General features: G+C 71.8%; 19 protein-coding genes. 10 read left to right on the top strand and 9 right to left on the bottom strand.

The window, feature by feature from the left end:
* The first annotated feature begins 75 nt into the window (after nt 1-75).
* The gene (locus tag BIV25_RS17620) at nt 76-1179 is read left to right on the top strand and encodes a DUF5937 family protein (RefSeq protein WP_071373296.1); all 1104 of its coding nucleotides are present in this window, start codon (nt 76-78) and stop codon (nt 1177-1179) included.
* Nucleotides 1180-1393: 214 nt separating this feature from the next.
* Here the strand turns inward: BIV25_RS17620 and BIV25_RS17615 are convergent, their stop codons facing one another.
* Both BIV25_RS17615 and BIV25_RS17610 read right to left on the bottom strand, forming a co-directional pair.
* On the bottom strand, nt 1394-2065 hold the full coding sequence (locus tag BIV25_RS17615) for a response regulator transcription factor (protein WP_071373295.1): 672 nt from the start codon (nt 2063-2065) through the stop codon (nt 1394-1396).
* 67 nt (nt 2066-2132) lie between these two features.
* Nucleotides 2133-3338: a sensor histidine kinase gene (locus BIV25_RS17610; RefSeq protein ID WP_071373294.1), complete on the bottom strand. Its 1206-nt coding sequence runs from the start codon at nt 3336-3338 to the stop codon at nt 2133-2135.
* 118 nt (nt 3339-3456) lie between these two features.
* On the opposite strand from BIV25_RS17610, the gene BIV25_RS52830 reads away from it, so the two are divergent.
* Nucleotides 3457-4782, top strand: coding sequence for an SAM-dependent methyltransferase (locus BIV25_RS52830; protein WP_256255890.1), 1326 nt, complete (start codon nt 3457-3459; stop codon nt 4780-4782).
* Nucleotides 4783-4800: 18 nt separating this feature from the next.
* Here the strand turns inward: BIV25_RS52830 and BIV25_RS17600 are convergent, their stop codons facing one another.
* On the bottom strand, nt 4801-5952 hold the full coding sequence (locus tag BIV25_RS17600) for an NADH-quinone oxidoreductase subunit D (protein WP_071373293.1): 1152 nt from the start codon (nt 5950-5952) through the stop codon (nt 4801-4803).
* A gap of 31 nt (nt 5953-5983) precedes the next feature.
* On the opposite strand from BIV25_RS17600, the gene BIV25_RS17595 reads away from it, so the two are divergent.
* Entirely contained in the window at nt 5984-6514 is a 531-nt protein-coding gene (locus tag BIV25_RS17595) for a PH domain-containing protein (RefSeq protein WP_071373292.1), read from the top strand.
* Nucleotides 6511-7863: a PH domain-containing protein gene (locus tag BIV25_RS17590; RefSeq protein ID WP_071373291.1), complete on the top strand. Its 1353-nt coding sequence runs from the start codon at nt 6511-6513 to the stop codon at nt 7861-7863. Before BIV25_RS17595 ends, BIV25_RS17590 begins: the two co-directional genes overlap by 4 nt.
* Before the next feature lie 91 nt (nt 7864-7954).
* Here BIV25_RS17590 and BIV25_RS17585 read toward each other — a convergent pair whose 3' ends face one another.
* A complete protein-coding gene (locus BIV25_RS17585) occupies nt 7955-9190 on the bottom strand; it encodes a hypothetical protein (RefSeq protein ID WP_177235319.1) in 1236 nt (411 codons plus the stop codon).
* Nucleotides 9191-9285: 95 nt separating this feature from the next.
* A complete protein-coding gene (locus tag BIV25_RS17580; RefSeq protein ID WP_071373290.1) occupies nt 9286-10413 on the bottom strand; it encodes an esterase family protein in 1128 nt (375 codons plus the stop codon).
* 224 nt (nt 10414-10637) lie between these two features.
* Here BIV25_RS17580 and BIV25_RS17575 point away from each other — a divergent pair, with 224 nt between their 5' ends.
* From BIV25_RS17575 to BIV25_RS17550, 6 genes are all read left to right on the top strand, one after another.
* Complete coding sequence (locus BIV25_RS17575; RefSeq protein WP_071373289.1) at nt 10638-12452, top strand: phosphatidylglycerol lysyltransferase domain-containing protein; 1815 nt, start codon at nt 10638-10640, stop codon at nt 12450-12452.
* A 132-nt stretch (nt 12453-12584) separates the two neighbouring features.
* Nucleotides 12585-13499: a dihydropteroate synthase gene (gene folP, locus BIV25_RS17570; RefSeq protein WP_071373288.1), complete on the top strand. Its 915-nt coding sequence runs from the start codon at nt 12585-12587 to the stop codon at nt 13497-13499.
* Nucleotides 13496-14056, top strand: a complete 561-nt coding sequence (locus tag BIV25_RS17565; protein ID WP_071373287.1) for a nuclear transport factor 2 family protein — start codon at nt 13496-13498, stop codon at nt 14054-14056. The genes folP and BIV25_RS17565 overlap by 4 nt, the downstream gene beginning before the upstream one ends.
* Nucleotides 14057-14305: 249 nt before the next feature.
* Entirely contained in the window at nt 14306-14665 is a 360-nt protein-coding gene (folB, locus tag BIV25_RS17560; RefSeq protein WP_071373286.1) for a dihydroneopterin aldolase, read from the top strand.
* Entirely contained in the window at nt 14662-15273 is a 612-nt protein-coding gene (gene folK / locus BIV25_RS17555; RefSeq protein ID WP_071373285.1) for a 2-amino-4-hydroxy-6-hydroxymethyldihydropteridine diphosphokinase, read from the top strand. The genes folB and folK overlap by 4 nt, the downstream gene beginning before the upstream one ends.
* A gap of 72 nt (nt 15274-15345) precedes the next feature.
* On the top strand, nt 15346-15834 hold the full coding sequence (locus BIV25_RS17550) for a DUF3180 domain-containing protein (RefSeq protein ID WP_071373284.1): 489 nt from the start codon (nt 15346-15348) through the stop codon (nt 15832-15834).
* A 43-nt stretch (nt 15835-15877) separates the two neighbouring features.
* Here the strand turns inward: BIV25_RS17550 and folE are convergent, their stop codons facing one another.
* The 4 genes from folE to tilS all read right to left on the bottom strand — a co-directional run bounded on the left by folE (nt 15878) and on the right by tilS (nt 20499).
* Nucleotides 15878-16483 (bottom strand): GTP cyclohydrolase I FolE, encoded by a 606-nt coding sequence (gene folE, locus BIV25_RS17545; RefSeq protein ID WP_071373283.1) that lies wholly within the window; start codon nt 16481-16483, stop codon nt 15878-15880.
* A gap of 112 nt (nt 16484-16595) precedes the next feature.
* Entirely contained in the window at nt 16596-18638 is a 2043-nt protein-coding gene (ftsH, locus tag BIV25_RS17540; protein ID WP_071373282.1) for an ATP-dependent zinc metalloprotease FtsH, read from the bottom strand.
* A 195-nt stretch (nt 18639-18833) separates the two neighbouring features.
* Nucleotides 18834-19373: a hypoxanthine phosphoribosyltransferase gene (hpt, locus tag BIV25_RS17535; RefSeq protein ID WP_256255888.1), complete on the bottom strand. Its 540-nt coding sequence runs from the start codon at nt 19371-19373 to the stop codon at nt 18834-18836.
* A gap of 97 nt (nt 19374-19470) precedes the next feature.
* A complete protein-coding gene (tilS, locus tag BIV25_RS17530) occupies nt 19471-20499 on the bottom strand; it encodes a tRNA lysidine(34) synthetase TilS (RefSeq protein ID WP_071373280.1) in 1029 nt (342 codons plus the stop codon).
* Nucleotides 20500-20507 lie beyond the last annotated feature (8 nt).

The raw sequence follows: 20507 nt of genomic DNA, 5'->3' as shown, positions 1-20507 counted from the left end.
TGCGGATGTCCCGTGGATTGACGACTGCCGTCAATCCACGGGGCCACTGTCAGTGGGCCGGTGCACGATGGGTGCATGAGCGTGACGATCGACATCACCGGACTGCCGCCGGAGCGGGTCCGGATCGTGCCCTCCCCGCTGGCGGAGCTCGGGATGGCACTGCACGCGCTCAGCGAGCCCGGCCACCACCCCGACCTCCAGGGCTGGGCGACCGCCGTCTCGTCCCGGCTGGCCCCCCGCCTGGCCGACCGGCTCTGCGAGGCCGACTTCCTGTGGCGTACGACGTTCTCGGACGTGTTCGCCCCCTTCGGCGGCATCCCCGGCCGAAGCACGGTGCCCGGCGCCACCCTCGCCGAGGACCTGGACCTCCTGGACAAGCTGACGGACGAGCAGTTCGTCGACGCCGCCCTGGAGTTCACCTGCCGGCTGCAGTACGACGTCCAGGAGCCGGCCCTGCTGGACGACCCGGAGCTGCGCCGCCGCGCCCTGGAGCTGGCCGCCGCGCGCGGGGCCGTACAGGAGCAGTTCGCGCGCCGGCTGCTGGAGGACCCGCCGCTCGTCCGGGCGTGGTTCCGGCAGCTGATGCTCGACTGCGACGAGGCCTTCTTCGCCGACACCTGGGCCCGCGTCCAGCCCCAGCTCGCCGCCGACGCCCGGCACAGGACCGAGTTGCTGCGCCGCAAGGGGCTCGGCGAAGCCGTCGCGTCCCTGTCCGAGGCCATCTCGCTGGACGAGGAGGCCGCGCTGATCACGGTCGACAAGCTCTCGGTGGGCCACACCGCCACGGGCGACGGCGACCTGGTCCTGGTCCCGACCAGCCTCGGCTGGCCGCACGTCCTGGTGCTGCACCGTTTCGGCTGGCAGCCCTCGATCACCTACCCCGCGAGCGGCACGCGCCCGCAGGCGCCGTCCGTCGAGCAGCTCACGCGCCGCCTGGAGGCGCTGGCCCACCCGGTGCGGATGCGGCTGTGCCGGCATCTCGCGCGTGCCCCGCACACCACGGGCGAACTGGCCGACGCGCACGGCATGTCGGCTCCCGAGATATCCCGGCATCTCGCGGTGCTGAAGAAGGCGGGCCTGATCACCGACTGCCGCCGCGGCCGGTACGTCCAGCACCAGCTGGACCTGTCCGCGGTGGCCCGGCTGGGCAGCGACTTCATCGAGGGCGTCCTGCGCTGACGCCTCCCGGCGGGGCCGCCGGGCGCGCCGGCCTCGGCGAGCGGATCGGCGCCGCGCAGTGCGTCCACCCCGCCGGAGCCCCGTGCCCGGTGCCCGCCGTCAGGTCCCGTCCGGCCGGAGCCCGCAGGCCCGCCGAGGTCGGCACCGACCGGCGTCGGCCGACCCCACGACGCCCCGGCCCCCGTCGGGCGCCCCGGCTCCCCTTGAGCCCGGGTCAGCCGTGTCCGCCCGCGCGGACCAGCCCGGTCTCGTACGCCAGCACGACCACCTGCACCCGGTCGCGCAGGCCGAGCTTGGTCAGGATGCGGCCCACGTGGGTCTTGACCGTGGCCTCGCTGAGCACCAGTCGGGCCGCGATCTCCCCGTTGGACAGGCCCTGCGCGACGAGCACCATCACCTCCCGCTCCCGGTCGGTGAGCCGCTCCAGCTCCTTGTGCTGCGGCTCCTTGCCGGTGGCGGGCAGCATCGGCGCGAAGCGGTCCAGCAGCCGCCGGGTGGTGGAGGGCGCCACGACCGCGTCACCACTGTGCACGGACCGGATGGCGGCCAGCAGCTCGCCGGGCGGCACGTCCTTGAGCATGAACCCGGAGGCACCCGCCTTCAGCCCGGAGAACGCGTACTCGTCCAGGTCGAACGTGGTCAGGATCAGCACCTTCGGCGCGTCCGGCTCCGCGCAGATCCGGCGGGTGGTCTCCACCCCGTCCAGCTTCGGCATGCGGACGTCCATCAGGACGACGTCGACCGGGGTGGTGCGCAGCACCTGGAGGGCCTCGACGCCGTCGCCCGCCTCCGCGACGACCTCCATGTCCGGCTGGGCGGCGAGCACCATCCGGAACCCGGTGCGCAGCAGCACCTGGTCGTCGACGAGCATCACGCGGATCGTCATCGGGCCTCTTTTCAGGAGTCGGCTTCGGGGGCGGCTTACGGGTGTCGGTCGAGAGCGCGTGAAGACATCAGTGCGCCGGTTTGAGCGGGAGCAGGACGCTGATGCGGAATCCTCCGCCCGGGCGTGGGCCCGCGTCCAGCGTGCCGCCGACCATGCCGACGCGCTCGCGCATGCCGATCAGCCCGTGCCCCTGGCCGTCGGCGCCGCCCTCCTCGTACAGCTCGTGCGGGGCACCCTTGCCGTCGTCCTCGACCAGCAGGCCGAGCCCGTCGTCGAAGTAGACCAGCCGCACGCTCGCGCCCGCGTTGGGCCCGCCGTGCTTGCGGGTGTTGGTCAGCGCCTCCTGCACGATCCGGTACGCGGTCAGCTCCACGCCGCTCGGCAGTGGCCGCGGAGTGCCCTCGACCTTGAAGTCGACCGGCAGCCCGGAGGTGCGGCACTGCTCGATGAGGTCGTCGATCTGGTCGACATCGGGCTGCGGGACGTACTCCCCGCCCTCCTGGTGCTCCCCCGTGCGCAGCACGCCCAGCAGGCGGCGCATCTCGGCGAGGGCCTGCCGGCCGGTGGAGGAGATCGTCTCCAGGGCCTTCTTGGCCTGGTCGGGGGCGGCGTCGAGGACGTAGGCGGCGCCGTCGGCCTGCACCACCATCACCGACACGTTGTGTGCGACGACGTCGTGCAGCTCGCGCGCGATCCGGGCACGCTCGGCGGCGACCGCGACCTTCGCCTGTGCCTCGCGCTCCTTCTCCAGGCGGGCGGCGCGCTCCTCCAGCTGGGCGAAGTAGGCACGCCGCGTGCGCATGGAGTCACCGAGCACCCAGGCGAGCGCGAAGGGCACCGTCTGGAAGACCGCGAGGGCGACGTGCCCGACGAAGCTGGAGTGCTCGGCCGGCCAGCGGATCTGCGCGACGGTCGCCGCGACCAGGCTGACGCTGAGCGCGACCCGTGAGGCCCAGCGCGCGCCGATCGCCGCGACCGTGAACGTGATCACCAGCATCGCGAAGTCGGCGACGGTCGTCTCGACGTCCAGGACCAGCTGGGCCAGTCCGGTCGCGCACGCGACCAGCAGCATCGCCTCCGGGAAACGCCGGCGCAGCGCGACGACCGTGCACAGCACGACGGACACGGCCAGGCCCGCGGCGATCGACCCGTGGTGCCCGCCCACCCCGTGCAGATTGACCACGCTCACGCCGGACAGGCCGAACAGGACGACGGCCCAGAAGGAGTCGACCCAGGTCGGGTGGCGGCGGAGGAAGTCGTAGAGGCGCTGCACGTAACCCAGAGTAGGGAAACGAGATGCGTGCAGGGGTCAACCGGAGGGCCGATCCACATCCGGTGCGCGTACTCCGCAAGGTGGAGGAAGTGATCATCTGTGCGCCTAGTCTGTTCCGGTGACGGATGAAACAGCGGGGGAAGCGGAACCCGCTTCCGGCAGCCGGCGCGACGGGCGCGGCTGGCATGGCTGGCGTACGGCGGCCGAGGCGGCGCTGTACGGGCCCGGCGGCTTCTACCGGCGCCCGGAGGGCCCGGCCGGCCACTTCCGCACGTCCGTGCACGCCTCCCCGCTGTTCGCGCGGGCCGTGGCCCGGCTGCTGTGCCGGGTGGACGAGGCCCTGGGGCGGCCCGGCGCGCTGGACTTCGTCGACATGGGAGCGGGCCGGGGGGAGCTGGTCACCGGCGTGCTCGCCGCCCTGCCGGCCGACGTGGCCGCACGCGCGCGTGGGTACGCCGTCGAACGCGCCGACCGCCCGGCCGGCCTGGACCCGCGCATCACCTGGCTGCCCGAGCCCCCGGCGGCGATCACCGGGCTGCTGTTCGCCAACGAGTGGCTGGACAACGTGCCCGTCGACGTCGCCGAGGTCGACCCCGCGGGTGTGCCCCGGCTGGTGCTCGTCGCCGAGGACGGCAGCGAGCGGCTCGGGGAGCCCGTGACGGGCGCGGAGGCGGACTGGCTCGCCCGCTGGTGGCCGCTGCCCGCCGAGGAGGGGCTGCGCGCGGAGATCGGGCTGCCCCGGGACCTGGCGTGGGCGTCGGCGGCCGGCCGGGTGGTGCGCGGGCTCGCGGTGGCGGTGGACTACGCGCACACCCGCGACACACGCCCCCCGTTCGGGACGCTCACCGGCTTCCGTGAGGGACGCGAGACGACGCCCGTGCCGGACGGGTCGTGCGACATCACCGCGCATGTGGCACTGGACGCGTGCGCGGCGGCCGGCGCCCCGGACCCGCTCCGCGGCACCCGGCCCGCGGAGGGAGACGGGAGCGCAGGGCGGGAACCCGAGGGCACACCACGCACGTCCCCCGATGCGCCGCACGCGACCCCCGATTCGCCGCGCATGCCCTCCAGCGAGGCGTGTGTGCCCCCCGAGCAGGCGCTCGCATCCCGAAACACCACCAGCGCACCCCCGGACACCCCTATTGCGCCCCCTACGCCCAAGAACACGGCGCGCACACCCCATGGCACGGCGCAGGAGCTCCCCGGCGCAGCGCGCATGTCGTCACCCGCACGCTTGCTCACGCAGCGCGCCGCCCTGCGCGCCCTGGACCTCACCGGTGCGCGCCCTCCGCTCACGCTGGCCTCCACCGACCCCGCCGCCTACGTACGCGCCCTCGCGAGCGCCGGAGAGGCCGGCGAACTCACCGCGCCGGGCGGCCTCGGCGACTTCGGCTGGCTGGTCCAGCCGGTCGGCGTCCCGGACCCGCTGGAGACGGCCCCCTAGGTGCCCTGGCCGACCGGGCTACTTGTCGATGTCGCCGACCACGAAGAACATCGATCCCAGGATCGCCACCATGTCCGCCACCAGCGTCCCCGGCAGCAGTTCGGTGAGCACCTGGATGTTGTTGTACGACGCCGACCGCAGCTTGAGCCGGTACGGCGTCTTCTCGCCCTTGCTGACCAGGTAGTAACCGTTGATGCCGAGCGGGTTCTCGGTCCACGCGTACGTGTGCCCCTCGGGCGCCTTCAGGACCTTCGGCAGCCGCTGGTTGATCGGGCCCGGCGGCAGTTCGGCAAGCCGGTCCAGGCAGGCGTCGGCGAGGTCGAGCGCGTTGTGGGTCTGTTCCAGGAGCACCTCGAAGCGGGCGAGGCAGTCGCCCTCGCTCCGGGTCACGACCTTCAGGGTGTCCTGGAGGTCGCCGTACGCCAGGTACGGCTCGTCGCGCCGCAGGTCGAAGTCGACGCCCGAGGCGCGCGCGACGGGTCCACTCACGCCGTAGGCGTGCACCGCTTCCGGCGTCAGCGCGCCGACCCCGCGCGTGCGCCCACGGAAGATCTCGTTGCCGAGCACCAGGTCGTCGAAGACGTCCATGCGCGAGCGCACGGCCGCCACGGCGGCACGCGCGCGTGCGCTCCAGCCGGCCGGCAGGTCCTCCTTGAGGCCGCCGACGCGGTTGAACATGTAGTGCATGCGCCCGCCGGAGACCTCCTCCATCACGTTCTGGAGCACCTCGCGCTCGCGGAACGCGTAGAACACCGGGGTGATGCCGCCCAGCTCCAGCGGATAGGAGCCGAGGAACATGAGGTGGTTGAGCACCCGGTTCAGCTCGGCGAGCAGCGTGCGCGTCCACACCGCCCGCTCGGGCACCTCCATGCCGAGCATCCGCTCCACGGCGATGACCACGCCCAGCTCGTTCGAGAACGCCGACAGCCAGTCGTGGCGGTTGGCGAGCACGATGATCTGCCGGTAGTCGCGCGCCTCGAAGAGCTTCTCGGCGCCGCGGTGCATGTAGCCGATCACGGGCTCCGCGCGCACGATGCGCTCCCCGTCCAGCACCAGCTTGAGCCGCAGCACACCGTGCGTGGACGGGTGCTGGGGCCCGATGTTGAGCACCATGTCGGTGCTCTCCGCGGCGCCGCCGATCCCGACGGTGGTCTGGGTCGTAGGAGTCATGGCACCAGTTTCCCCTACGTACGCTGGCCCCATGGAAACGGGGAGCCCGCACGAGGCGGGGACGGCCGGGACGGCGGGAACGACCGGGACACCGGGGGACGAGCCGGTGTGGCGGGGGCTGCCGCCGGGCCTGCTGCGGATGCGCCGGCTGCTGCTCACGGTGTGGACGGCGGTACTCGCGCTCGCCGCGGGCGTGCTGCCGGGTCTGTTCGCGGGGCCCGTGTGGGCGGTGTTCGCGCTGCTGCCGGTGGTGTGCGCCGTGTGGTGCTGGCGGCTGCTGGGGCGCAACTGGCGCTCGTGGCGCTACGCCGAGCGCGCGGACGACCTGCTGATCAGCCGCGGCGTGCTGTGGCGCGAGGAGACGGTGGTGCCGTACGGGCGGATGCAGCTGGTGGAGGTCACCTCCGGGCCGGTGGAGCGCCGCTTCGGGCTGGCCACCGTGCAACTGCACACGGCGGCCGCCGCGACCGACGCGACCATCCCCGGCCTTGACCCGGCCGAGGCGGAACGGCTGCGGGACCGGCTCACCGAGCTGGGCGAGGCACGATCGGCGGGCCTGTGAGCGGCCCGGACGGCGGCGGGGAGAACGCGGGCGCGCAGGACGCCGAGGAGCGCATACCCGTGGCCGAGCGCCGGCTGCACCCGATCACGCCCTTCCGGCGGGCGTGGGCGCCGGTCGCCGTGCTCGTCGGCTGGGCGGCGCACGACCCCAACAGCGCGCAGGAGCAGCTGGCGCGGCTGACCGACACCATGCTCCTGCTGGGCCTCGCGGTCCTGGTGCCGGTGGCCGGCCTGTACGGCTTCCTGTCCTGGTGGTTCACGCACTTCGCGGTCACCGGCTCCGAACTGCGCATCCGCACCGGCCTGTTGTTCCGGCGCACGGCGCACATCCGGCTGGAGCGCATCCAGGCGGTGGACGTCTCGCGGCCCCTCCTCGCGCGCGTGGCGGGCGTCGCGAAGCTGCGGATCGACGTCGTGGGCGCCGACAAGAAGGACGAGCTGGCCTTCCTCGGCGAGCAGGAGGCACGCGCCCTGCGCGCGGAACTGCTCGCGCGCGCGGCGGGTTTCGCACCCGAGACGGCGCATGAGGTCGGCGAGGCACCGGCGCAGGAGCTGCTGCACGTGCCCCCGCGCGCGCTCGCGCTCTCCCTGGTGCTGACGGCCGCCACCTGGGGCTCGCTGTGCGCCGCGCTCCTCGTGCCGACCGTGCTGTGGCTCACCACCCACAACCTGTGGACCGTCCTCGGCACCGCCCTGCCGCTGCTCGGCGGGGCCGGCGCGCACAGCGCGGGACGGTTCGTCGCCGAGTTCGACTGGAAGGTGGCCGAGTCCCCGGACGGGCTGCGCATCGATCACGGGCTGCTCGACCGCACGCACGAGACGGTGCCGCCCGGCCGGGTGCAGACCGTACGGATCGTGGAGCCCCTGCTGTGGCGGCGGCTCGGCTGGGTGCGGGTGGAGCTGGACGTGGCCGGGTCCGCCAACTCGGTGCTGATACCGGTCGCCCCCCGCGCGGTCGCCGAGTCCGTCATCGCGCGCGTGCTGCCGAATGTGACGGTGCCTCAGGAACTGTCCCGCGCACCGGGGCGGGCCCGGTGGTGCGCGCCGGTGTGGTGGCGCGGCCGTCGCCTCGCGGTGACCGGCACGGTGTTCGCCACCCGGCACGGCCTGCTGCGCCGCAGCCTCTCCCTCGTCCCGCACGCCAAGGTGCAGAGCGTACGACTCACCCAGGGGCCCTGGCAGCGCGTGTGGCGGCTCGCCGACGTCCACGTGGACACCGGGGCCGGAAAGACCGTCACCGCCGGGCAGCGGGACGCCGAGGAAGCCGTACGGCTGCTGCACGAGCAGGCCGAGCGGTCCCGCACCGGACGCCGGGACGCCCGCCCGGACCGCTGGATGACCGCCGGGTGACCCCTGGCCGAGCGCCGGAACGACGTGGGGCCCGGCTCCCCTCGGGGAAGCCGGGCCCTGCCCTCTGCCTCGCAGGACTGCGGAGCACGCCTCAGGAAGCCGCGCTGCGCAGGCCCTGGACGTCGATCTGCTCGGTCTCGTCGTGCGCGGTCAGGTCGATGACCTGGCCCACACCGTCCGCCTGCGCGTCGGCGGGCTTGAACGCGGCCTCGGCCTCGGCCTTGTGCACTGCGAGGGCCTCCGGGCCGACGACATCGGCGAGGTCCTCGTTCTGCACGGAGTCCAGCGCGGCCCGGGGCGCGGCCTTCTGGGTGCCGAAGAAGTCGAAACCGCCCTCGACCACCGGTCGCCGAGCGGGCGCGGCGGGTACGACGGCCACCGCGGTCGGCACCGTGAAGTGCCCGGCGGGCGGCTGCCCCATCGGCCGTACCGGTTCGAGATCGGCGCTGGGCACGGCGGCCTCGCTCGCGGCGACACCGGCGCCGTCGGTCACGTCGCCGGTCAGGGCGTCCGCGGCGTCCTCTGCGGCCCGCTCGGCGGCGGATCCGGCTTCGGTTTCGGCAGCTGGCTCGCCGCCTTCTCCTTTGGCGACGGACTCGGCCTCGGCCTCAGGAGCCACGTCCTCGGCCGCCTCGGACTCAAAAGCCCCGGACTCGGCCTCGGTCTCGTCGACGACCTCGGTCTCGGCCGGAGCTTCCTGCTCGAACCCGGCCAGAGCCGTCAGGGCGCGCTTGTACAACCAGGCGCCCTCGGCCGAGAAGACCGCGCGCGCCGACGGCACATCGCTGTCGGCCTGCTCCTTCGCCTCGGCCGCTGCCGGCTCCGGCTCGGCGCTGCGCGCGGGCGGCAGGGCGAGTGCCGACGAGGGCTCGGCGGCCTCGATCTCCAGCAGCCGGCGGCCTTCCAGGGCGCTCGCACGCTCGGTCTCCGCCGTGGCGTACCGGCGCAGCAGGGCCGCGTGCTCGTTGCGCAGGCCGGCCAGCTCGGCGCGCTTGGCGCGCAGCCGCTGCTCCAGCTTGGTCCGCAGCTCGCGGGATTCCTCGAGATCGGTCTCCAGTTCGGCGACCCGTTCCTCGTTGCGCCATTCGTCGCTGGCACGCGCGCGCATGAGTTCGGCGACCTGCTTGCCCGCCTGCGCGTCCCAGCGGCGCATCACGACCGCGCCGACGACAGCGGTCGCCGCGGCGGCCGCGGCCAGTGCGCGCAACACCGTGGCCCCGGAGAACGCCCAGGGACCCAGCGCGCAGACGACGGAGACACCGGCGATCGCCGAGGGAGGCAACAGCCGGTGCAGAGGTGGGGAATGGCGGTGGCGTCCACGTGGCATGGCCAGAAACTTACCGCGCGTAGGCGAATCGCGGGCCCCCGCCCCGTAAAAACACGGCCACACTGTGCGTTTCACGGGGCATCGGGGCAGCGATCTCAGTGGGCGGTGAGCTTCGTGCTGAGCCACTGGAGCGCCGGGGGGATCTCGCGCTTCCAGGTGTTGAAGTTGTGCCCGCCGCTCGGAAGGATGATCGAGGAAATCCTGGTCACGTTCGTGCTCTGCACGGCCTGGATGAATTTCATCGTGTCCTTGTAGTTGTGCTCACCGACCTTGCTGCTGGTCACGAGAAGCGAGGTCTCGGGCGCGGTCAGGTGTTTGATCGCCCAGAACAGGTCGGCGCGGTTCTGCAGGTCCTTGTTGCCGTGGAAGAGATCGCCGGTGGTGGGGTCGATCGGCGCCTTGTAGTACGGCGAGAGACCCGCGGCGGCCGCGTAGGAGCCCGGGTGGTGCATGGCGATCTTCAGCGCGCAGTAGCCGCCGGTCGAGTCGCCGACTATGCCCCAGCTGGCAGGCGTCTTGTCGACGCGGTACTGCTCCATCACGGAGTTGCGCAGATCCTTGGCGAAGAAGGTCTCGACCTGCGGGCCGCCCGGAATGTCCACGCACTCGGTGTCCCGCGGCGGCGCCACGGTCGGCCGCAGCATGACCAGGATCATCGGCTGCATCTTGCCGCGCTTGGCCAGCTGCTGCGCCGTGCTCGGGTAGTCCAGCTTGTTCACCAGGGCCTCGGCGGTGCCGGGGTACCCCGTGAGGACCACGGAGACGGGGAACTTGCGCGCGTGGTTCTGCGGCTGGAAGTACTCCGGGGGCAGGTACACGTAGGCAGGGGTGGCGAGGTGGGTCGTACGGCCGACGATGTCGACCTTCTGGACCTGACCGGTCAGCTGCGGCATCCCGCCGCCCACGCCCGCGACCCGGGACGTGGAGACGACCTTGATCGAACCGGTCCTGCCACCGCCTGCTATGTGGTCGACGACCACACCCTGGGCGTTCTCCTGGCCGAACAGGTCCGCCCAGCTGGCGTAGAACCCGAAGGCCTGGTTGGCGGCGAGCCCGACGGAGGCGAAGATCGCGAGCTGAGTGGTCAGCAGCAGACCGATCCGCCCACCGATGGACTGCCAGCTCTGCCGTGCCAGTCGCGGCCACAGCCACACCGTGCCGGCGAACAGCACAGCTGCGAACACGATCGCCAGCAACAGCACTTTATTGCTCGTGAGTCCCATGGGGTGCTTCCTGCCTGCGCTCTCCGCCCGGTACCCACGCCTTATTGCGTGAGCTTGCCCGGGGCTTTCCTTGGCCTTTGACCCGACTTTCCGGTGAGGAGTGAACCTCTCCCCCCGAGACACCGTCCTAGAGGGCGCAATGTCGCCGGATGCCCTGATCGGGCCCGGGTTCAAGGTCTCTCGCAGAACTACGGGATGCGATGTCTGTCAGGATAGATGGGGAAATGTCGGGCGAGGTTCCGGGTGGTAAGAGCCGGGCGCGGCGCATACTCCGCGGGCCGCGTCCCGAGGCCGTACCCACTCTGGTCAGCAGGGCTGCCGCGCTCGTGGGTGTCCTGGACATTGCCGCGGGTGTCTTCCCGCGCTTCCGCCACAGTCGCATGCACGCGATCGCCGAGGTGCTGCCGGGCTCGTTCGGGCCCTTCGCGGCGGCGCTCTCGCTGAGCGCGGGTGTGCTGCTCCTCCTCCTCGCGCACGGGCTCAAACGGCGCAAGCGCCGGGCGTGGCGGGCCGCGGTCGCGCTGCTGCCCGCGGGTGCCGCGGCACAGTTCGCGTACCGCCACTCGCTCGCCGGCATGCTAATCGCGGTCGTGCTGCTCCTGCCGCTGCTGCGGCACCGGAGCGAGTTCGCGGCGCTGCCGGACCCGCGCAGCAGGTGGCGCGCTCTTACCAACTTCGTACTCATGAGCGCCGGTTCTCTGGTCCTCGGGCTCGTGATCGTGAGCGTTCACCCGCACCGGACGATCGGCAACCCGAGCCTGGCGGACCGGCTCACCCACGTCGTCTACGGCCTGTTCGGCTTCGAGGGCCCCGTCGACTACGCGGGCAACGCCTCCTGGACCGTCGCCTTCTCCCTCGGCGCGCTCGGCTGGATCACCGCGGTCACCACGATCTACCTGGCCTTCCGCCCCGAGCACCCGGCCGCGCGGCTCACCGAGGAGGACGAGACCCAGCTGCGCGCGCTGCTGGCCAAGCACGGACACCGGGACTCCCTCGGCCACTTCGCGCTGCGCCGCGACAAGGCGGTCGTCTTCTCGCCCAGCGGCAAGGCGGCGGTCACCTACCGCGTCGTCTCCGGCGTGATGCTCGCCAGCGGCGACCCCATCGGCGACGTCGAGGCCTGGCCCGGCGCCATCGAGCGCTTCATGGACGAGGCCAAGGCCCACTCGTGGACCCCGGCCGTCGTGGGCTGCTCGGAGACGGGCGGCGAGGTGTGGACCCGCGAGACCGGCCTGGACGCCCTGGAGCTGGGCGACGAGGCGGTGGTGGACGTCGCGGATTTCTCGCTCGCCGGACGCGCGATGCGCAACGTGCGACAAATGGTCAAGCGCATCGAGCGGGCCGGCTACGAAACCCGGGTACGGCGCATCCGTGACCTCAGCGACGGCGAGCTGGACCGCATCCGGCGCGCCGCCGACGACTGGCGCGGCACGGACACCGAGCGCGGCTTCTCCATGGCGCTCGGCCGCGTCGGCGACCCGGCCGACGCGGACTGCCTGATCGCCACCGCCCACAAGCAGGACGACGAGCCCGGCGAGTACGGCGACCTGAAGGCGATCCTGCACTTCGTGCCCTGGGGCAAGGACGGTGCCTCGCTGGACCTGATGCGGCGCGACCGCAGCGCCGACCCGGGCATGAACGAGCTCCTGATCGTCGCCGCCCTCCAGGCCGCACCGAAGTTCGGCGTCACCAAGGTCTCGCTGAACTTCGCGATGTTCCGCTCCGCCCTCGCGCGCGGGGAGAAGATCGGCGCCGGTCCGGTGCTGCGTGCCTGGCGCGGGCTGCTGGTGTTCCTGTCGCGCTGGTTCCAGATCGAGTCGCTGTACAAGTTCAACGCCAAGTTCCAGCCGCGCTGGGAGCCGCGGTTCATGGTCTACCGGGCCTCCAGCGACCTGCCCCGCATCGGCTTCGCCGTGATGCAGGCGGAGGGCTTCGTCGACCTCGCGCTGCCGCTCCCGCGCTTCCTGCGCCGGCACAGGGCGGCCGCCGAGCGCCCCTGCGCGCACGGGGTGGCGGAACGCGACATGCGCGCGGCCTGAACGGCGCGAACGGCACGCAACCGCGCGGCATGTCCGAGGACCGGCCCGGACGGCAGCCCCACCTCCTCCAGCAGGGGCTGCCGCCCGGGCCGCCGCGCGTTCACGGCCCGCTCCTGGGCCTACGCTGAACGTATGAACAACCTCAGCGGACGCGGCCGGGTGACGGGCCTTCCGGCGTGGGACCGGTGCGCGGTCATGGGCGTCGTCAACGTGACCCCCGACTCCTTCTCCGACGGCGGCCGCTGGTTCGACACGACACGCGCCGTCAAACACGGACTGGAGCTCGTCGCCGAGGGCGCGGACCTGGTCGACGTCGGCGGCGAGTCCACCCGGCCCGGCGCCACGCGCGTGGACGAGGCCGAGGAGCTGCGGCGTGTGATCCCCGTGGTGCGCGGCCTCGCCTCCGAGGGCGTCGTCGTCTCCGTCGACACCATGCGCGCCTCCGTGGCCGAACAGTCCCTCGCCGCGGGTGCCGCGCTGGTCAACGACGTCAGCGGCGGCCTCGCCGACCCCGCGATGATCCCGGTGGTCGCCGCGGCGGGCGCCCCGTTCGTCGTCATGCACTGGCGTGGCTTCCTGGCGGGCGGCAACGTCCAGGGCGTCTACGAGGACGTCGTCACCGAGGTCGTGGACGAGCTGCACGCGCGCGTGGAGGCCGTTCTGGCGGGCGGTGTCGCCCCGGACCGCATCATCGTCGACCCCGGCCTCGGCTTCTCCAAGGAGGCCGGGCACGACCTCACCCTCCTCGCCCACCTCGACCGCCTGCGCGCCCTCGGCCACCCCCTGCTCGTGGCCGCCTCCCGCAAGCGGTTCCTCGGCCGGGTGCTGGCCGGCCCGGAGGGAGCGCCACCGCCGGCCAGGGAGCGCGACGCCGCCACGGCCGCCGTCTCCGCACTCGCGGCGCACTCCGGCGCCTGGGCGGTGCGCGTACACGAGGTACGCGCCACCGCGGACGCGGTGCGGGTGGCGCGGGCCGTGGAATGGGCGCGTGAAACGGCTCACACGCCGGTCGACGGCGGCGAGCGCGGGGCGGAAGGAGAGCAGTGAGCGCCCCTCACACCGACGTCGAACAGGTGGAGGCCGCCAACACCGCCTTCTACGAGGCCATGGAACGCGGCGACTTCGAGGAGCTGTCCTCGCTCTGGCTCAGCCCCGCCGACCTGGGCGTGGACGAGGAGTACCACGACCCGGCGGACACCGGGGTGATCTCCTGCGTGCACCCCGGCTGGCCCGTGCTGACCGGCCGCGGCGAGGTGCTCAGGTCGTACGCCCTGATCATGGCCAACACCGACTACATCCAGTTCTTCCTCACCGACGTGCATGTGTCCGTCACCGGCGACACGGCGCTCGTGACCTGCACCGAGAACATCCTCAGCGGCGGCCCGGCCCCGGCGGACGGCGGGGAGCTGGGGCCGCTGGTCGGCCAGCTCGTCGTCGCCACGAACGTGTTCCGGCGCACGCCCGCCGGCTGGAAGATCTGGTCGCACCACGCCTCCCCCGTGATGGCGGACACCGAGGACACCGAGGACACCGAGGACATGGACGCCACGGACGACGAGCCCGGGACGAACGGCACGAATCCGGACGACGGTCCCCTCGGCTGAACCGCCGGCGGTTCCACGGTCGCGAAGAAGTGGTTGGAATCACCTACCCCGGGGTATGAGCGGCTATCAGTCCATGGCGTGGCCGGGTTTCCCGGGGGAAACACGAGATGAACGCTCATGGTCCCCGCGCGGCCCCGTGGCCCCGCGCCCCGGCTGTGTCAGCACCCGCAGGTAGATTCGTCAGAGGCCGGTGTGCCGCCCGCACGCGGTACGGACCGGTCCTTCCCGACGATTGCAGGAGTGATTCGCGTGGATCGTGTCGCGCTGCGCGGCCTCAAGGCCCGCGGGCACCACGGTGTGTTCCCCAAGGAGCGCGAAGAGGGCCAGACCTTCATCGTGGACCTCGTCCTCGGGCTGGACACCCGGCCGGCCGCGGCGGACGACGACCTCACGAAGACCGTGCACTACGGCATCGTGGCCGAGGAGGTCGTGACCGAGGTCGAGGGCGAGCCGGTGAACCTCATCGAGACGCTCGCCGAACGGATCGCGCGCACCTGTCTGAAGCACGAAGGGGTCCTGGAGGTGGAGGTGTGCGTCCACAAGCCGGACGCGCCGATCACCGTCCCCTTCGACGACGTGACCGTCACCATCACCAGGAGCCGAGTATGACCCGACCGTTCCTCCAGGGTCACAGCGACCCGACCGTCCAGCCGGTGCCCGCCTCGGTCGTCGAGCGGGTCGACGCCGCCGACACGACCCTGCAGAACCCCAAATGGGCCGTCATCTCCATCGGCGCCAACCTCGGTAACCGCCTGGAGACACTCCAGGGCGCGGTCGACGCGCTGGAGGACACGCCGGGAGTGCGCGTGAAAGCGGTCTCGCCGGTGTACGAGACCGAGCCGTGGGGCGTGGCGCCCGGCACCCAGCCGTCGTACTTCAACGCGGTCGTGGTCCTGAAGACCACTCTGCCCCCCGAGTCCCTGCTGGAGCGCGCGCACGCCGTCGAGGAGGCCTTCAAGCGGGTCCGCGACGAACACTGGGGTCCGCGCACCCTGGACGTCGACATCGTCGCCTACGCCGACGTCACCTCCGACGACCCGCGGCTCACGCTCCCCCACCCGCGCGCCCACGAGCGCGCCTTCGTGCTCGCCCCCTGGCACGACGTGGACCCGCAGGCCCAGCTTCCCGGCCGGGGCACGGTGGCCGATCTGCTGGCGGCCGTCACCCGGGAGGGCGTGGCGCCCCGCGCGGACCTGGAACTCCGACTGCCCGAGTAGTCGTTAAGGTCAAGACGGCAAGGTCGGACACGACCACGGTCCGGGCCGGTCCGGGGGAGCTGAAGGGACACCGTGAAAGAGCTGCGCATCAGGGTGCTGGCCGGCGTGTTCGTCGTGGCCGGAGTCCTGTCCTGGGCGGGCGCCCGCCTCTGGAACGCGATCGGGACCCTGCCCAGCGTCCCTCTGGCCGCCCCCATCGTGCTCGCCCTGATCGCCGTGGTCCTGGCCGCGACGGCGCTCTCGCTGCGCGCCCGGCTCAGGGCCCAGCGCGAGCGCCGGCCGGGCGCCAAGGGCGTCGACCCGCTGATGGCCGCCCGCGCGGTCGTCTTCGGGCAGGCCAGCGCCCTGGTCGCGGCCCTCGTCGCCGGCATGTACGGCGGTACGGGCGTGTTCCTGCTGGAGCTGCTGGACCTGCCCACCCGCCGCGACCAGGCCATCTACGCCGGATTCTCGGTGCTGGCGGGCATCGCGGTGATAGTGGCGGCCCTGTTCCTGGAGCGCGTGTGCAAGCTCCCGGACGACGAGGACCAGAACCACCCGGGAGCCGAGCCGGCGGCGTGACCGCACGGCGGCCTCACCCTGCCGGGTCCGGACGGCGCGCGGTTCAGCGCGCCATGATCAGGCTCATCGCCTCGTTCCGGGTGGCGACGTCCCGCAGCTGACCTCGGACGGCCGACGTTATGGTCTTCGCCCCCGGCTTGCGGATACCGCGCATGGACATGCACATGTGCTCGCACTCCACGACCACGATCACGCCCCGCGGCTCCAGGATCTCCATCAGGGAGTCCGCGATCTGCGTGGTGAGCCGTTCCTGCACCTGCGGGCGGCGTGCGTAGACGTCCACGAGCCGGGCCAGCTTGGACAGACCCGTGATCTTCCCGGACGTCGACGGGATGTACCCGACGTGCGCGACGCCCCGGAACGGCACCAGGTGGTGCTCGCAGGTCGAGTACACCTCGATGTCCTTCACCAGGACCATCTCGTCGTGACCGATGTCGAACGTCGTCGTCAGGACGTCCTCCGGCTGCTGCCACAGGCCCGCGAAGATCTCCTTGTACGCCCGGGCCACCCGCGTCGGCGTCTCCCGCAGCCCCTCGCGGTCCGGGTCCTCACCGACCGCGATCAGCAGCTCCCGCACGGCGTTCTCGGCGCGCTTCTCGTCGAACTCGCCGATGCGTCCCTCACCGTCCAGCGTCACCGGGTCGGTCATCTGGTGCCTCGTTCCTGTCGTCCACATGCGCGCATAGGGAAAATGCCGCGCCCCCCAGGCTAAAACCCTGGGGGGCGCGGCGTGCATTCCGGGCCGGTTGGCCGAAACGTACTCAGCTCTCGGAGCGGTCCTCCGGCGCCTGGTCGGTCACCGGAGCGGACTCCGACGCCGTGGACTTGACCGTGCTGATCGAGGCCGTCGAGCCGTTCGCACCGTTGGTCAGTGCCAGCTCCTTCGGGGAGAGCACCGGCGGGCGGGTGGACGGGGTGCGGCGCGAGGAACCGGTCCACGCGGGCCGCGGCGGGCGCTTGACGATCGGGGCGAAGATCTCGGCGATCTCCTCCTTGCCCAGGGTCTCCTTCTCCAGCAGGTGAAGGACGAGCTGGTCGAGCACGTCGCGGTTCTCGACCAGGATCTCCCAGGCCTCGTTGTGCGCGTTCTCGATGAGCTTCTTGACCTCTTCGTCGACCAGCGCGGCGACCTCTTCCGAGTAGTCGCGCTGGTGAGCCATCTCACGGCCGAGGAAGGGCTCGCTGTTGTCGCCGCCGAACTTGATGGCGCCGAGCCGCTCGGTCATGCCGTACTGCGTGACCATCGCGCGGGCCAGGTTGGTGGCCTTCTCGATGTCGTTCGCGGCACCGGTGGTCGGGTCGTGGAAGACCAGTTCCTCGGCCGCGCGACCGCCCAGCATGTAGCCGAGCTGGTCCAGCATCTCGTTGCGCGTGGTCGAGTACTTGTCCTCGTCGGGCAGGACCATCGTGTAACCGAGGGCGCGGCCGCGGGACAGGATCGTGATCTTGTGGACCGGGTCGGAGTTCGGCGAGGCCGCCGCGACCAGGGCGTGACCGCCCTCGTGGTACGCGGTGATCTTCTTCTCCTTGTCCGACATGATCCGGGTCCGCTTCTGCGGGCCCGCGACCACGCGGTCGATCGCCTCGTCCAGCGCCTTGTTGTCGATCAGCTTCTGATCGCCGCGGGCGGTGAGCAGCGCGGCCTCGTTCAGCACGTTCGCGAGGTCGGCACCGGTCATGCCCGGGGTGCGGCGGGCGACGGCCGACAGGTCGACGTCGGGCGCGACCGGCTTGCCCTTCTGGTGGACCTTGAGGATCTCCAGACGGCCCTGGAGGTCCGGCGGGTCGACCGCGATCTGCCGGTCGAAGCGGCCGGGGCGCAGCAGCGCCGGGTCCAGGATGTCGGGCCGGTTGGTGGCGGCGATCAGGATGACGCCGCCCTTGACATCGAAGCCGTCCATCTCGACGAGCAGCTGGTTCAGCGTCTGCTCGCGCTCGTCGTGACCACCGCCGAGGCCGGCGCCGCGGTGGCGGCCGACCGCGTCGATCTCGTCGACGAAGACGATCGCCGGGGCGTTCGCCTTGGCCTGCTCGAACAGGTCACGGACACGGGAGGCACCGACACCGACGAACATCTCGACGAAGTCGGAACCGGAGATCGAGTAGAACGGCACGCCCGCCTCGCCGGCGACGGCGCGCGCGAGCAGCGTCTTGCCGGTACCCGGGCGGCCGTAGAGCAGCACGCCCTTGGGGATCTTGGCGCCGACGGCCTGGAACTTGGCCGGCTCCTGGAGGAACTCCTTGATCTCGTGGAGCTCCTCGACGGCCTCGTCACAGCCGGCGACGTCGGAGAAGGTCGTCTTCGGGGTGTCCTTGGTGATGAGCTTGGCCTTGGACTTGCCGAAGTTCATGACCCGGGAGCCGCCGCCCTGCATCTGATTCATCAGGAACAGGAAGACGACCACGATCAGGACGAAGGGCAGCAGGGAGAGCAGGACGCCGACGAACGGGTTCTGCTTGGACGGCGACACCGTGTAGCCGTCCGGGATCTGCTTGCTCTCGTACTTGGTCTGAAGGTTGCTGGCCAGCTGGGTGCCCTGCTGGTCGCCGATGTAGCTCGCCTGGATCTTCGAGCTGCCGTCGACCTTCTGGCCGTCCTTGAGGGTGACCTTGATGGTCTGCTCGTCACCAGTGGTGATCTTGGCCGACTGGACCTTGTCGCTGTTGATCGCTGCAACGACCTGGCCGGTGTCCACCGTCTTGTAGCCGCCGGACGAGCCGACGACCTGCATCAACACGACCACGGCAAGGACGGCCAGCACGATCCACATGACCGGCCCACGGAAGTATCGCTTCACGTCCATCCATACGGAGCGGTGTCGCCCCGTCCCTCCTGCCATAGTGAGTTTGATAAGACAGTTCTTCTGACGGTACCCCAGCATGCTTGTCCGAAGCCGCACGAAGGTGCTTCGACGGCAGGGAAACCCGTCTCTGCATGCTTCAACGGCCTGGAACCCGCCGGGGTTCCCGATCGTCCTACAAGGACTGAGCCGACTGGCTCAGCCGCCGTAGACGTGAGGCGCGAGCGTACCGACGAACGGGAGGTTGCGGTACTTCTCGGCGTAGTCGAGGCCGTAGCCGACGACGAATTCGTTCGGGATGTCGAAGCCGACCCACTCGACGTCGATCGCGACCTTCGCGGCGTCGGGCTTGCGCAGCAGCGTGCACACCTTCAGCGAGGCGGGCTCGCGCGAGCCGAGGTTGTTGATCAGCCAGGACAGGGTCAGCCCGGAGTCGATGATGTCCTCGACGATCAGGACGTGCCGGCCCTTGATGTCGGCGTCGAGGTCCTTGAGGATCCGCACGACACCGGAGGACTGGGTGCCCGCGCCGTAGGAGGACACGGCCATCCAGTCCATGGTGAGAGGGGTGGACAGCGCCCGGGCGAGGTCCGCCATGACCATCACCGCGCCCTTGAGGACGCCGACGATGAGCAGGTCCTTGCCCGCGTACTCCGCGTCGATCTTCGCGGCCAGCTCCGCCAGCTTCGCGTCGATCTCTTCCTTGGTGATGAGCACCTTCTCGAGGTCGGCACCCATGTCTTTCGCGTCCACCCGCATCACTTTCGGTCGTCCCGCACTTCCCGGCGGCCGGCCGCCCGGACCGTCGGAGGATCGCTCCGCCGGGTGTCGGGATTCAGCCTTGCCGAATCACCAGTCTGCCACCCTGCCGCTGGGCGACGACTTTGCCCGGGAGATTGATGGCTCCCTGGCCGCGCCAGCCGGTGATCAGGCGGTCGACTTCCTCGATGTGACGGGCGAACAGCGCACCGGCCGGAGCTCCGGCGTCGATGGCCGCGCGGCGCAGGATACGGCGGCGCACGGCGGGCGGCAGGGCGTACAGCTTGGCGCATTCCAGCAGGCCGGAGCCGTCCCGTACGGAGCCTTCGGCCTGGCGGGCCCAGCTGTCGAGGGCGTCGGCGTCGTCGCGGGAGAGCTGAGCGGTGCGGGCGAGCGCCTCCACGACGCCCTTGCCGAGGGCCTTCTCCAGGGCGGGCAGACCCTCGTGCCGCAGCCGGGAGCGGGTGTAGGCGGGGTCGGCATTGTGAGGATCGTCCCAAACGGGCAGCGACTGGACCATGCAGGCCTTGCGGGCGGTCTGCCGGTCGAGCTGGAGGAAGGGGCGCCGGTAACGGCCGCCGGCCCCCGAGACCGCGGCCATGCCGGACAGGGAGCGGATGCCGGAGCCGCGGGCGAGGCCGAGCAGGACGGTCTCGGCCTGGTCGTCGCGGGTGTGGCCGAGCAGGATCGCGGTGGCGCCGTGCCGCTCGGAGACGGCGTCGAGGGCGGCGTAGCGGGCGTCTCGCGCGGCGGCTTCGGGTCCGCCCTCGCGGCCGACGGTCACGGCGACCGACTCGACCGGATCGAGGCCGAGACCCCGCAGGCGCAGGGCGACCTCGTCGGCGCGGAGGTCGGAGCCCGCCTGGAGACCGTGGTCGACGGTGACGCCGCCGGCGCGGATGCCGAGGCGGGGCGCTTCGAAGGCGAGCGCGGAGGCGAGGGCCATGGAGTCGGCACCGCCCGAGCACGCGACGAGGACGAGCGGGGAGGGGGGCTGCTCGGCCGTCCGGCCCGGGGACTCGCCCGGGGTGTGGTCATTGAGGATGTCGTGGAGGACGCGGCGGACCGCCAGGCGTATCGCCGCGACCGCAGGATGGGGACCCATGGTCGGTT

It is taken from the genome of Streptomyces sp. MUSC 14 (assembly GCF_001866675.1).
Taxonomy (GTDB): Bacteria; Actinomycetota; Actinomycetes; order Streptomycetales; family Streptomycetaceae; genus Streptomyces.
The sequence above is the reverse complement of the archived record's forward strand: the minus strand, read 5'-3'. Positions and strand labels throughout refer to the sequence as shown.